At 61.9% G+C, this 14306-nt stretch carries 10 protein-coding genes and 1 pseudogene; all 11 read right to left on the reverse strand.

Features of this window, described 5'->3' with window-relative positions:
• Position 1: 1 nt before the first annotated feature.
• Complete coding sequence (gene rpsG, locus B5E66_RS06560) at positions 2–472, reverse strand: 30S ribosomal protein S7 (protein WP_087230381.1); 471 nt, start codon at positions 470–472, stop codon at positions 2–4.
• A 162-nt stretch (positions 473–634) separates the two neighbouring features.
• Positions 635–1063 (reverse strand): 30S ribosomal protein S12, encoded by a 429-nt coding sequence (gene rpsL, locus B5E66_RS06565; protein WP_087230386.1) that lies wholly within the window; start codon positions 1061–1063, stop codon positions 635–637.
• Between the two features lie 262 nt (positions 1064–1325).
• Entirely contained in the window at positions 1326–4907 is a 3582-nt protein-coding gene (gene rpoC / locus B5E66_RS06570) for a DNA-directed RNA polymerase subunit beta' (protein WP_087230390.1), read from the reverse strand.
• A pseudogene (locus tag B5E66_RS13625) lies at positions 4889–4933 on the reverse strand (hypothetical protein); the annotation flags it as partial. The pseudogene B5E66_RS13625 and the gene rpoC, both read right to left, overlap by 19 nt.
• Before the next feature lie 29 nt (positions 4934–4962).
• The gene (gene rpoB / locus B5E66_RS06575; RefSeq protein WP_087230393.1) at positions 4963–8790 is read right to left on the reverse strand and encodes a DNA-directed RNA polymerase subunit beta; all 3828 of its coding nucleotides are present in this window, start codon (positions 8788–8790) and stop codon (positions 4963–4965) included.
• A gap of 440 nt (positions 8791–9230) precedes the next feature.
• Positions 9231–9455 (reverse strand): aspartate dehydrogenase, encoded by a 225-nt coding sequence (locus tag B5E66_RS06580; RefSeq protein ID WP_087230396.1) that lies wholly within the window; start codon positions 9453–9455, stop codon positions 9231–9233.
• A 62-nt stretch (positions 9456–9517) separates the two neighbouring features.
• Positions 9518–10921, reverse strand: coding sequence for an oxaloacetate decarboxylase subunit alpha (locus tag B5E66_RS06585; RefSeq protein ID WP_087230399.1), 1404 nt, complete (start codon positions 10919–10921; stop codon positions 9518–9520).
• A gap of 19 nt (positions 10922–10940) precedes the next feature.
• Positions 10941–11339 carry a biotin/lipoyl-containing protein gene (locus B5E66_RS06590; RefSeq protein WP_087230402.1) on the reverse strand — a complete coding sequence of 133 codons (399 nt, stop codon included), beginning with the start codon at positions 11337–11339 and terminating at the stop codon, positions 10941–10943.
• Positions 11340–11399: 60 nt separating this feature from the next.
• A complete protein-coding gene (locus B5E66_RS06595) occupies positions 11400–12719 on the reverse strand; it encodes a carboxyl transferase domain-containing protein (RefSeq protein WP_087230405.1) in 1320 nt (439 codons plus the stop codon).
• Between the two features lie 185 nt (positions 12720–12904).
• Positions 12905–13768: a pseudouridine synthase gene (locus tag B5E66_RS06600; protein ID WP_087230408.1), complete on the reverse strand. Its 864-nt coding sequence runs from the start codon at positions 13766–13768 to the stop codon at positions 12905–12907.
• A gap of 49 nt (positions 13769–13817) precedes the next feature.
• Entirely contained in the window at positions 13818–14225 is a 408-nt protein-coding gene (gene ytfJ, locus B5E66_RS06605; RefSeq protein WP_087230412.1) for a GerW family sporulation protein, read from the reverse strand.
• Between the last annotated feature and the right edge of the window lie 81 nt (positions 14226–14306).

Genomic DNA, 14306 nt, shown 5'->3' on the forward strand with positions numbered 1-14306 from the left:
ATCAATAGCGGAAATGAGCGAAAGCCTTGTTGGCCTCGGCCATCTTATGGGTATCCTCGCGCTTCTTCACGGCGGCGCCGGTGTTGTTGGCGGCGTCCATGATCTCGGCGGCCAGACGCTGGCTCATGGTCTTTTCACCACGATTGCGGCTGTAAGTGGTCAGCCAGCGCAGGCCCAGGGTCTCGCGGCGGGCAGGGCTGACTTCCAGGGGGACCTGGTAGTTGGCGCCACCCACGCGGCGGGTCTTGCACTCGAGGCTGGGCATGATGTTCTCCATGGCCTTCTCAAAGACCTCCAGGGGATCGTTGCCTGTCTTCTCCTGGATCATGGTGAAAGCATCATAAACGATCTTCTGAGCAACGCCCTTTTTGCCGTCCAGCATGACGCTGTTGACAAGGCGGGTAACCATCTTGGAATTGTAAATAGGATCAGCTAAGACATCGCGCTTAGCAATGTTACCTCTTCTAGGCATCTTTCTTCCCTCCTTCACAGAATGATATCATCGGTACTCGAAAGTATTAAACTCCCGTTGTGTCACAAAGAGCTGACCTTACATAAACCGTTGCCATCTACCGTGTTACGCGCAGACTTGTTATTTATATATGGAAAGCCGTTTATGGCGGTTCAGGTTTTATTACTTCTTAGCAGCACCGGCCTTGGGACGCTTTGCGCCGTACTTGGAGCGGGCCTGGTTGCGGCCTGCAACACCCTGGGCATCCAGAGTGCCGCGGATGATGTGGTAACGCACACCGGGCAGGTCCTTGACACGGCCGCCGCGGATCAGAACGACCGAGTGCTCCTGCAGGTTGTGGCCGATGCCGGGAATGTAAGAGGTGACCTCGATACCATTCGTCAGGCGGACACGAGCAACCTTACGCAGTGCAGAGTTGGGCTTCTTGGGGGTCATGGTACGGACGGCAGTGCAGACGCCACGCTTCTGGGGGCTGTTCAGATCAGAATACTGTTTCTTCTGAGAATTGTAGCTCTTCAGCAGGGCGGGAGCAGTGCTCTTGGTAGCCAGGACATCGCGGCCTTTGCGTACAAGCTGGTTAAAAGTAGGCATTGTGTTTCTCCTTTCCTATAGTTTTTCCTGCCGGGCGGTCTGCCCGGCACATTTTGCCGCACTTCGCCCTAAAGCGAAGCGCAACATGATTATTGTACACAGAAACACCCGTGATGTCAACAGTTTTTCCAGAAAAATTTTATTTTATACACGGATGTTACTTTGCCTTTCCATTCCCCTCTCCCATGCCAAAAACGCCCCCTCTGCACCGGGGCGCAGAAGGGGCGTTCGACTATGCTTTTACGGGGTCAGGAAACGGCGCTCACTGGTTGACGACCTTGGCAGCTTCGGCTTCTGCGGTCAGCTCCTGATCCAGTTCCTGCTCGCGGCGGACCAGATCCTCCCGGACCTCCGGCAGGCCGGTACCCGCAGGGATCAGCTTGCCGATGATGACGTTCTCCTTCAGGCCGGTCAGTTTGTCTTCCTTGCCCTTGATAGCGGCCTCGGTCAGCACGCGGGTGGTCTCCTGGAAGGAAGCGGCGGACAGGAAGGACTCGGTGGCCAGGGCGGCCTTGGTGATGCCCAGCAGCACCTGCTGGTACTCCACCAGCTTCAGGTCGGTCTCCCCTGCCTCGATGCGGGCCTTCAGTTCCTCGTTGACGCTCTCCACATCCAGACGGTTGGCCAGAGCGCCGCCGATCAGGTCGGAAGAACCGGCGTCGGTCACCCGCACCTTGCGGCACATCTGGCGGATGATGACCTCGATGTGCTTGTCGTTGATCTCAACGCCCTGCAGGCGGTAGACCTTCTGGACTTCGCTGATCAGATAGTTCTGCACAGCGTCCAGGCCCTTGACCGCCAGGATATCCTGGGGATACAGGACGCCTTCACGGGTGATGATATCGCCCTTCTCCACCCGGTCGCCGGGCATGACCCGTGCGTGCTGGGTGAAGGGGATGGAATAGCTCTTGACCACTTCGGCGCCGGTCTCGTCCTTGCCGGTGACCTTGATGACCACGTTCTTCTTGGTGTCGTCCTGCGAGACAACGCCCGAGATCTCGCTCATGATGGCCATGCTCTTGGGACGGCGGCTCTCAAACAGCTCCTCGACGCGGGGCAGACCCTGGGTGATATCTTCCGCAGAGGCGATGCCGCCGGTGTGGAAGGTACGCATGGTCAGCTGGGTGCCCGGCTCACCGATGGACTGGGCCGCGATGATGCCGACCGACTCGCCCAGCTGGACCGGATCGCCGGTGGCCATGTTGGAGCCATAGCAGCGGGCGCAGACACCGGTCTTGGCCCGGCAGGTCAGCAGGCTGCGGATCTTCAGGTGGGTGATGCCTGCGGCCTCGATCTTCTCGGCGTCGTACAGGTCCATCATCTTGCCCTCGGGCACGATCACTTCTCCGGTGGCGGGGTTGACCACATCGCCCACGGCGTAGCGGCCGATCAGACGCTCACGGAAGGACTCGATCTTCTCCTTGCCCTCGTGGATCTCGGACACCTCCAGACCATCGGTGGTGCCGCAGTCCAGCTCACGGATGATGACATCCTGGGAGACGTCCACCATGCGGCGGGTCAGATAACCCGAGTCGGCGGTACGCAGAGCGGTATCGGCCAGGCCCTTGCGGGCGCCGCGGGCCGAGACGAAGTATTCCAGAATGTTCAGACCTTCACGGTAGTTGGCGCGGATGGGCATCTCGATGGTGTGGCCGGCGGTGTTGGCCAGCAGGCCGCGCATACCGGCCAGCTGCTTGATCTGGTTCATCGAACCACGGGCGCCCGAGTCGGCCATCATATAGATCTCGTTGTCCTTGGGCAGGTTGTCGGCCAGGGCCTTGGAGACCTTGTCGGTGGTGGCCTGCCAGATGTCGATGGTCTTCTTGTAGCGCTCCTCCTCCGAGATCAGGCCGCGGTTGAACAGCTTGCCCACCTGGGACACCTGCTTGTCGGCCTCCCCAATCAGTTCGGCCTTCTGGGGCGGGATCACCGCGTCACAGACGGCCACCGAGATGGCCGAGAGGGTGGAGTACTTGTAGCCCTGTGCCTTGATGGCATCCAGCATCTTTGCGCAGACGCGGGTGCCATTGCGGGTCAGGCAGCGGGAAATGATATCGGGCAGGGTCTTTTTGGTGACCCGGAAGCTGATCTCATAGTCCAGCCAGTGGGCGGGATCGGTGCGGTCCACATAGCCCAGGTTCTGGGGCACGGGGGCATTGAAGATGATGCTGCCCACTGTGGTATCCACCAGGCCGCTGCGCTCCACGCCCTCCAGCACCATGGTGCGGCGCACCTTGATGGGGGCGTGCAGGGTGACGATGTGCTCAGCATAAGCCATCAGGGCCTCGTCCTCATCCCGGAACACCTTCCCTGCCCCTTCCTCGTTCTCGCGGACGGTGGTCAGGTAGTAGCTGCCCAGGATCATATCCTGGGTGGGCACGGTGACGGGGGCGCCGTCCGAGGGCTTGAGCAGGTTGCCGGAAGCCAGCATCAGCATCTTGGCCTCGCGGCAGGCGTCCTCGCCCAGAGGCAGGTGGACGGCCATCTGGTCGCCGTCAAAGTCGGCGTTGAAAGCAGTACAGGACAGGGGGTGCAGCTTGATGGCGCGGCCCTCCACCAGCACCGGATTGAAGGCCTGGATGCCCAGACGGTGCAGGGTAGGCGCGCGGTTGAGCAGCACGGGGTGGCCCTTGATGACCGTCTCCAGGCTGTCCCACACCTCGGGGCGGGCACGCTCCACCATCTTGCGGGCGGACTTGATGTTGTTGGCCACGCCCTTCTCCACCAGGTCCTTCATGACAAAGGGCTTGAACAGCTCCAGAGCCATTTCCTTGGGCAGACCGCACTGGTCCATCCGCAGCTCGGGACCAACCACGATGACCGAACGGCCGGAGTAGTCCACGCGCTTGCCCAGCAGGTTCTGGCGGAAGCGGCCCTGCTTGCCCTTGAGCATATCGGACAGGCTCTTGAGGGCGCGGTTGTTGGGGCCGGTGACCGGGCGGCCGCGGCGGCCGTTGTCGATCAGGCTGTCCACAGCCTCCTGCAGCATCCGCTTTTCGTTGCGGACGATGATATCCGGGGCGCCCAGCTCCAGCAGGCGGCGCAGGCGGTTGTTGCGGTTGATGACCCGGCGGTACAGATCGTTCAGGTCGGTGGTGGCGAAGCGGCCGCCGTCCAGCTGCACCATGGGGCGCAGGTCGGGGGGCAGCACCGGCAGCACGGTCAGGATCATCCACTCGGGGCGGTTGCCCGAAATGCGGAATGCCTCCACCACTTCCAGACGCTTGAGGATGCGGATGCGCTTCTGGCCGCTGGACTTCTCCACCTCGGCGGTCAGCTCGGCGGACAGCTGGTCCAGGTCGATCTCAGCCAGCAGGGTCTGGATGGCCTCGGCGCCCATCTGGGCGTTGAACTCATCCCCGTAGCGCTCCTGCATCTCACGGTATTCCTTCTCGGTCAGCAGCTGCTTTTTCTCCAGCGGGGTCAGGCCGGGGTCCACCACGATATAGCTTGCAAAGTACAGCACCTTTTCCAGCAGGCGGGGGCTGATGTCCAGCATCAGGCCGATGCGGCTGGGGATGCCCTTGAAGTACCAGATGTGGCTGACGGGGGCGGCCAGCTCGATGTGGCCCATCCGCTCACGGCGGACCTTGGCCTTGGTCACTTCGACGCCGCAGCGCTCGCAGATCTTGCCCTTGTAGCGGATCCGCTTATACTTGCCGCAGTGGCACTCCCAGTCCTTGGTGGGTCCAAAGATGCGCTCGCAGAACAGGCCGTCCCGCTCGGGCTTCAGGGTGCGGTAGTTGATGGTCTCGGGCTTTTTCACCTCGCCGTAGCTCCATTTGCGGATCTGGTCGGGAGAGGCAAGACCGATCTTGATCGAATCGAAAACGGTGTTTTCCATGAATCGAACCCTTCCTTAATCTCTATAACAAGTTCCGATGCAAAACAGGCTGTCCTTACTCGTCAAAGTCCACCTCGTCCGACGGCTTGCCTGCGTCGGCGGCGGGCTGATCCTCCAGGGAGGCAGCGTCATCGAAGCCCGAGTCAGCGTCCTTGATGGTGTAATCGTTGAGCAGCTCGCTCTCCTGCACCACGTTCTCTGCGCCGGCCACCTCGCGCATATCGAAGCCGGTCTCTTCCTCGTCGAAGTTCTGGCGCATATCGATCTCGTTGCCGTCCTTATCCTGGACAATGACGTCCAGACCCAGGGACTGCAGCTCCTTGAGCATGACACGGAAGGACTCGGGGATGCCGGGCTGAGGCACAGGCTCGCCCTTGACGATGGCCTCGTAGGTCTTGACACGGCCCTCCACGTCGTCCGACTTGACGGTCAGGATCTCCTGCAGGGTGTATGCCGCGCCGTAGGCCTCCAGGGCCCACACCTCCATCTCGCCGAAGCGCTGGCCGCCGAACTGGGCCTTGCCGCCCAGAGGCTGCTGGGTGACCAGGGAGTAGGGGCCGGTGGAGCGGGCGTGGATCTTGTCGTCCACCAGGTGGTGCAGCTTGAGGTAGTACATATAGCCCACCGTGACACGGTTATCGAACTTCTCACCGGTGCGGCCGTCGTAGACGGTGGTCTTGCCGTCGCGGTCCAGCTCGATCTTGGAGAAGTCGATGATGTGGCCCTGCTCGCCCATGATCTTGGGGAGCTTGGTGGGATAAGCGGGAGCGTTTTCGCCGTGCCACATCTCGCGGGCCTGGTCGAAGGCGTCGCCGATATCGTTCTCACGGGCGGAATCGAACACAGGGGTCATGACCTTGATGCCGCAGGCCTTGGCCGCATAGCCCAGGTTGACCTCCAGCACCTGTCCGATGTTCATACGGGAAGGCACGCCCAGGGGGTTCAGCACGATATCCAGGGGGGTGCCGTCGGGCAGATAGGGCATATCCTCCTGAGGCAGGATGCGGGAAACAACGCCCTTGTTGCCGTGACGGCCTGCCATCTTGTCGCCCACGCTGATCTTGCGCTTCTGGGCGATGTAGCAGCGCACCACCTCGCGCACGCCGGGCTGCAGCTCATCGCTGTTCTCGGGGGTAAAGACCTTGACATCCACAATGATGCCGTACTCGCCGTGGGGCACACGCAGGGAGGTGTCGCGCACCTCGCGGGCCTTCTCGCCAAAGATGGCGCGCAGCAGCCGCTCCTCGGCGGTCAGCTCGGTCTCGCCCTTGGGAGTGACCTTGCCCACCAGGATATCGCCGCTCTTGACCTCGGCGCCGATGCGGATGATGCCCCGCTCGTCCAGATCCTTCAGCGCATCCTCCGAAACGTTGGGGATATCGCGGGTGATCTCCTCGGGTCCCAGCTTGGTGTCGCGGGACTCGGTCTCATATTCCTCGATGTGGATGGAGGTGTACACGTCCTCACGGACGATCTTCTCATTCAGCAGGACGGCGTCCTCGTAGTTGTAGCCCTCCCAGGTCATGAAGCCGATCAGGGCGTTCTTGCCCAGGGCGATCTCGCCGTTGCGCATGGCGGGGCCGTCGGCCAGCACCTGGCCCTTCTTGACGCTCTCCCCCACCGACACGATGGGACGCTGGTTGATGCAGGTGCCTGCGTTGGAACGGGCGAACTTGATCATGCTGTATTCGTCCACGCCGCCCTTTTCGTTGCGCACCACCACATGGTCGGCGTCCACGCGCTCCACCACGCCGTCGTTCTCGGCCAGGATGGCCACGCCCGAGTCGGTGGCGGCCTTGTACTCCATGCCGGTGGCCACCAGCGGCTGCTGGGTGACCATCAGAGGCACGGCCTGGCGCTGCATGTTGGCGCCCATCAGAGCGCGGTTGCAGTCGTCGTTCTCCAGGAAGGGGATCATGGCGGTGGCCACAGAGACCATCATCCGGGGCGAGACGTCCACGAAATCCACCTTCTCGGCGTCGATTTCCAGGATGTCATCCCGGCGGCGGGCCGAAACGCGCTGCCGCTTGAAGCGGTGGTTCTCGTCCAGAGGCTCATTGGCCTGGGCCACCACGTATTCATCCTCCACGTCGGCGGTCATGTAGACCACCTCGTCGGTGACCACCTGGTCGATGACGCGGCCCTTCTCGTCGTAGGTCTTCTGGACCCGGCGGTAGGGCGCCTCGATGAAGCCGTATTCATTGATCTTGGCGTAGGATGCCAGATAGGAGATCAGACCGATGTTGGGACCTTCCGGGGTCTCAATGGGGCACATACGGCCATAGTGGCTGTAGTGGACGTCGCGGACCTCGAAGCCTGCGCGGTCACGGCTCAGACCGCCGGGACCCAGGGCAGACAGACGGCGCTTGTGAGTCAGCTCGGCCAGGGGGTTGTTCTGGTCCATGAACTGGGACAGAGGCGAGGAACCAAAGAACTCCTTGATGGCGGCCACCACAGGACGGATATTGATGAGGGTCTGGGGGGTCAGGGTGCTCTGGTCCTGGCTCTGCAGGGTCATGCGCTCCCGGATCACCCGCTCCATGCGGGAGAAGCCGATGCGGAACTGGTTCTGCAGCAGCTCGCCCACGCTGCGGATCCGGCGGTTGCCCAGGTGGTCGATGTCATCGGTGGTACCGATGCCGTGGCCCAGACCGTTCAGGTAGTTGATGGAGGCCAGGATATCGGTGACCGTCAGGGTGCGGCCGATCAGCTGGTCGTGGTTGCGGCGCAGCAGTTCCTTCTGCTCCTCGGGGTCGCTGGTGGTGTCCAGGATCTTGCGCAGCTCATCGAAGGAGCAGCGCTCGTTGATGCCGCACTCCTTCACATTGAAAGAGAAGAAGCCCTGTGCATCCACACAGCCGTTGGTGATCACCTTGACCTTCTTGTCCTCGATCAGCAGGGTGACCAGATTGACGCCGGCGGCATCGGCCTGCTCGGCCTTGGCCCGGGTGATCTTCTCCCCTTCCTCGATCAGCAGTTCGCCGGTCAGGGGGTCCACCACATTCTCAGCGGCCACCTGGCCGGTGATGCGGCGGGCCAGGGACAGCTTTTTGTTCATCTTATAGCGGCCAAAGCGGGACAGGTCGTAGCGGCGGGGGTCAAAGAACAGCATATTGATCTGGCTGGTCGCAGACTCCACCGTGGGAGGCTCGCCGGGACGCAGCTTGCGGTAGACCTCCAGCAGGCCTTCCTCGCTGTTCTTGGTGGTATCCTTTTCCAGGGTGGCCAGGATCCGCTCATCCTCGCCAAAGTAACCCAGGATGTCCTCGTCGGAAGACAGGCCCAGCGCACGGCACAGCACGGTGACGGGCAGCTTGCGGTTCTTGTCGATGCGGACGTAGAACACATTGGCTGCGTCGGTCTCATACTCCAGCCAGGCGCCCCGGTTGGGGTTCATGGTGGCGCTGAACAGGTCATTGCCCACCTTGTCCTTGGCTGCGCCGTAGAACACGCCGGGAGAACGGACCAGCTGGCTGACGATGACGCGCTCGGCGCCGTTGATGACGAAGGTGCCCGCATCGGTCATCAGAGGGAAATCCCCCATGAAGATCTCCTGATCCTTCACCTCGCCGGTCTCCTTGTTCAGCAGCCGGGCGGTGACGCGCAGGGGCGCGGCGTAGGTGACGTCGCGGCTCTTGCACTCTTTGATGCTGTACTTGGGCTCTTTGTCCAGGCGGTAATCCACAAAGCTCAGCGCCAGGTTGCCGGTATAATCCTCGATGACGCCGATGTCATGGAACACCTCCCGCAGGCCCTCGTCCAAAAACCACTGGTACGAGTTCTTCTGGACCTCGATCAGGTTGGGCATCTCGATGACTTCGTCGATGTGGGAGAAGCTCATCCGCTCGGTTTTGCCGAGCTTTACGGGCTTGACTTTCATCATAAAATCAACCACTCCTTACTTTTATACTCCACAGGCGTGATAACAAGGCAGCCGCGAAGCCGCCCGATTTCTGGCAGACTCACAGAAACAGCCCCTGCGCAGGCGGAAAGGGTTCGTCGTTTTTCACAAACTTTTGCTTTTGGAGCCCGCCAAAGGATCTGCAAAACCCCGTTTTTCGCGCAGTATTCCATTTTGTGATACTTAGGTAGTATAGCGCAAAAAAATCCTGTTGTCAAGCCATTTTACAGACTTGGGTCAAAAAATTTTTCCGGAGCCTCCCGGCATTCGTACGCACGGCGCCGTGTCATAAAAGTGTATTTTGGGGCTTGCATTTTTCGTTTTTCACGTTCCATCCAAAAAAGCCTTTGGTGATTTTGTCGATGTTGCCTCTTGCCAAAGCCGGCAAAACCGGGCAGGGGATGGACCCTGCCCGGCTGGTGTCAATATTCTTTTGTCACGTCCTCCGGCTTCAGCCCGTACTCCCGCAGGAAGCGGGCCATATCCCCCTCCCCGCGGATCAGCATGACCTCCTCAAAGCGCCCGGTGGCCTTTTCCTTAAAGCCGGCGGCCTGTTCGCCGGTGCAGATGCTGCACCGCACCACGGGTTTCCAGCAGGCAAGATCGTAGGTCTTTTTTCCGGGAGCCTTCTTTTTTCCAAACAGCATTGCGGCTACCTCCCCATACAAAACAAAAAGGGGCCCCGGTGCGGGGCCCCCCGGATCATCGATCAGACAGGATGGGATTTGTTGGTATAGTCGGCGTGGTCGGCATCCACACCCTGCAGTTTGGCGTTCCGCTTTTCAAAGAACTTGGGAGCCACCTGGGGGAACATGGCGTAGGTCAGCGCGTCCTCCTCCTGGATGGTCCACTTGGCGGCCTCGGCCTTCAGCTTGTCCATCTCAGGCTCCAGGGTATCGGCAAAGCGGCAGGTGATGGGCTGCTCGTCGCCCAGGATCTTCTTGGTGAATTCGGGGCTGATGGGCGCAGGGGTCTTGCCGTAGTCGCCATGGACCAGGCCCTTGAACTCCTTGGTCACCATCTTATAGCGCTCGCCCAGGATGACATTGAAGACAGCCTGGGTGCCCACGATCTGGCTGGTGGGCGTGACCAGCGGCGGATAGCCTGCATCCTCACGGACGCGGGGGATCTCAGCCAGCACTTCGTCCAGCTTGTCCTCCTTGCCGGCGTCCTTCAGCTGCTTGAGCATATTGGAGAACATGCCGCCCGGCACCTGGTAGATCAGGGTGTTGGCGTCCACGCCCAGGCTCTTGGGGCTGATCTGGCCGTTGGCGATATACTTCTCGCGCAGCTTCGTAAAGTAAGCCCGGACCACATTCAGCTGGTTCAGATCCAGGCCGGTATCGTAGTCGGTGCCCTGCAGGGCGGCCACCAGGCTCTCGGTGGGCATATGGCTGGTGCCCATGGCCAGGGGGCTCATGGCAGTATCCACAATGTCGGCGCCTGCCTCGATGCCCTTGATGATGGACATGGACGCCAGGCCGGCCGTATAGTGGCTGTGGATGTCCACAGGGATCTTGACGGCAGCTTTCAGCTCCCTGACCAGCTCATAGCAGGTATAGGGGGTCAGCAGGCCGGCCATATCCTTGATGCAGATGGAGTCTGCGCCCATCTCCTCCAGGGTCTTGGCATACTTGGCAAAGGCCTCGTTGGTATGAACCGGGCTGAGAGTGTAGCTGATGCAGCCCTGCACATGGGCGTGCTCCTTGTTGGCAGCCTTGATGGCGGTCTGCAGGTTGCGCGGGTCGTTCAGAGCGTCGAAAATGCGGATGATGTCGATGCCGTTGGCCACCGATTTCTGTACAAAGTACTCCACCGCGTCGTCCGCATAGGGACGGTAGCCCAGCATATTCTGGCCGCGGAACAGCATCTGCAGCTTCTGGTGGGGCAGCTCTTTGCGCAGGATGCGCAGGCGCTCCCAGGGATCCTCATCCAGAAAGCGGATGCAGCTGTCAAAGGTGGCGCCGCCCCAGCATTCCACCGAGAAGTAGTTGATCTTGTCCATTTCGGGCAGGATGGGACGCATCTCATCCATGGTCATGCGGGTCGCCAGCAGGGACTGGTGGGCGTCGCGCAGGACGACCTCAGTGACCTTGATGGGCTTTTTCGCCATAGTTTTCACCCTCCCCTTTTCAGTTCAGCGTGACCAGGACGTCGCCCGAGTTGACCACGTCGCCCTTGTTCACATCCACAGTGGCCACGGTGCCGTCCTGGGGCGCCACGATCTCATTCTCCATCTTCATGGCTTCCAGCACCACCAGAGGATCGCCGGTCTTGACCGAAGCGCCGGCCTTGACCTTCACATCCAGGATGTTGCCGGGCATGGGGGCCTTGACAGCCACAGCGCCGGCCGCGCCCTTGGGAGCCGCGGGGGCCGGTGCGGCAGCGGGGGCGGGAGCTGCGGCCTTGGGAGCCGGAGCCGCAGGGGCAGGAGCTGCGGCGGGGGCGGCAGCAGGAGCTGCACCGGCAGTGGTCTCCTCCACGCTGACGCTGTAAGCGACACCGTTGACGGTAATGTTGTAATACTTCATGGATAAACCCTCCTGGATCTTCAATGATCTTATTTCTTCTACTCGTACTCGATTCGTCGGTTACAGCGCCATGTTGCCATGCTTTTTGGGCAGGCGGGAGGCGCGCTTGGTGCGCAGCATATCAAGGGCAGCCACCACGGCGCTGCGGGCGCCGGCGGCGGTGCAGGCCATGTCGGCCGCGCCGGCGGCCACGGCGGCCTGGGCGCTGCACACCTCTTGGGTATAGGCGGCGGCCTTGGCATTGGTGGCGGATACGATGTTGTCGGAGGCGTCGATCTCCTCCTTGTACAGGACCGAGACGGCGGCCGAGGGCTCCAGCGGGCTGACCACACAGCCTTCCACAGCGATCTTCAGGTCAGCGGCTGCCAGGGCGGTATAGACGGGGCCCACCACCTTGCCGGCCAGCAGGCAGACACGGGCGGTGGTGGCATCGGCATAGGTGGCGGCCAGACGGGCAGCCTCCCGCACACCGCCGGCAATGTCCTCACTGGTGCTGGGCACAAAGCCGTTGGTGCCGGCAATGGTCACCACAGGCACGCTGAAAGCGTCGCACAGGCGGACGAACCGGGAAGCCTTGGCCACACAGTTGTGGCACAGCTGCTCGCCGGTGGCCACCACGCCCACAGCCTGCCCGCCAATGGTGGCCAGGGCGGTGTAGACGTTCTTGCCAAAGCCTGCATACAGCTCCACGGCGCTGTCGGCATCCACCAGGGCGGCAGCCGCCTTGGCAGGGGTCAGACCCGCCTTGAGCGCCGCAGTGGGCTGCTGGAAATCAAAGCAGGCCGAACCGGCCAGGTTGTTGGCAGGCAGCAGGCCCGCCACATGGGCGGCAGCCTGGGCGGCAGCGGCAGGGTCATCCGCCACCAGAGCGGCCACGCCGGCCTTGGCGGCAGCGGCCGCGGTGCCGGCACTTTCCACCTTATCCCCCTTGGCTGCGGAGGTGAAGGGCGGGGTAAAGAACAGCTCTGCTCCCTTGGCCATGATGCACACATCGGCGTTGGCCGCAGCCAGCGCGCTGGTGCCGCCGCAGACCCCCAGCACCACGGCTACCTGGGGGACCACCCCGGACACCTGGGCAATGGCGCTGTTCAGTTTGGCGCTGGCGGTCAGGGCATCCAGGCCCTCGGCCAGCATAGCGCCTGCCGACTGGTAGAAGGTGACCACCGGGCAGCCGGTCTGGGCGGCCAGTTCCAGCACATGGACCATCTTGTCCACATCCTTGGCGCCCAGCGCCGCCCCGTCCTGCCAGACCGCGTAGGCCTGCTGGCCGTTTGCACAGCCAAAAGCGGCGCTCACAGCACCCTGCTCATACAGGACGCTGTAAACACCGTCGTCATAAAACTGGGCGAGAATCTCTTTTTGGTTGATCTTTGAAGCCATGATCGGACCTCCCTGCTTCCCTCATGGCGGCCGGTCACCGCCATTTCATTCATAAACGCTACTATTATACTATTTTTTCGGTTATTCTACAAGTACATTTGTGCTCTATGCACCGAAATCTTTCCAGAGGCCCATACAGCCCAAAGCAGGTCCGGGCCGGCAGGTATGCCTCATCCAGCCGGAGATCACCCCTGGCGCTTGGGTCCCCGGCCCGCAGGCCGGCCATGGCCCTTGACGGGGCCGGCATCCCTGCCGGAGGCAGGAGCCCGGTGGCGGGCAGCCTTGGCGGCAGCGGCGGCGCTACGGGTCTGGGCGCGGCCCTTGGCGGCAGCAGCACGCAGGCCGGCCAGCTCCTGTTTGGTCAGCTCCCGGTACTTGCCGGGCTGCAGCATCCCCAGCTTGACCACGCCCTCGGCGTTCCGCTTCAGGCGGACCACTTCCAGGCCCACCGCCTCGCACATCCGGCGGATCTCCCGGTTCTTGCCCTCTTTCAGGGTGATCTCCATAACGGTGCGGCCCGGCTCATCCACCACCACATTGATGGTGCAGGGCATGGTTTTGGTGCCGTCGTCCAGCACCACCCCCGAACTCAGCTTGAGGATCTGCTCCTCCCGGGCGCGGGGCTGCACCGTGACCCGGTACAGCTTGGAGATACCTCCCGAGGGGTGCATCATGGCGTTGGCAAAGGCGCCGTCGTTGGTCATCAGCAGCAGGCCCTCGCTGTCCTTGTCCAGACGCCCCACCGGGTACAGACGGGCGGGGATATCCGCCACCAGATCCATGACCGTCCGGCGGCCCAGCTCGTCGCTGACGGTGGTCACATAGCCGCGGGGCTTATACAGAGCCAGATAATAGAGCTTCTGATCCTTATTGATATAGATCCGCTCGTCATCCACGTGCAGGATATCCTGGTTGGGATCCATCTTGTCACCCACCCTGGCCACATGGCCGTTCACTTTGACCCGGCCCTCGGCAATGATCTGCTCGGCGGCCCGGCGGGAGCACAGCCCCTGCTCGCTCATGATCTTTTGAATACGTTCTTGTGCCATAAATCTTCTCCTTGTGCGCCTCCCGGCGCTCAATAATGTGTGTCTGGGATCATTCGGCCCCGGCGCCGCCGGCCTTTTCGGCCTTCTCCGGCTTTTCGGGGATGAGAGCCAGCAGCCGGTCCACCAGCTCGGGCAGCATGGTCAGAGCCCGGTCCAGGCTGTTGGAGGGATCGGACAGCTGGATGGTGCGCACCAGGCCGTCCTTGATGACCAGGAACGCCACCGGCCGGATGGTGATGCCGGCCCCCGAGCCGCCCCCGAACAGATCCTTCTGTGCGGCGTTCTTGCTGTCAAAATCGGAGCCGCCGCCCCCGACCCCCACCGTGATGCGGGACACCGGGATGATGGTGGTGCCGTCCTCGGTGCGGATCTCTTTGCCAATGACGGTGTTGGCGTCGGCCATCTGGCGCACCTTGTCCATCGTCGCATTCATAAGTCCCTGAAGATGTTCAGCCATACTCTTGGCCTCCTTGTCCTTGCTGTCGTATTGGGATGCGGGGCGGCAGGCGCAGCCCCGTGTTGGATTCAACCGTGTCTC

The sequence above is a fragment of the Faecalibacterium sp. An121 genome, assembly GCF_002160915.1.
Lineage (GTDB): Bacteria > Bacillota > Clostridia > Oscillospirales > Ruminococcaceae > Faecalibacterium > Faecalibacterium avium.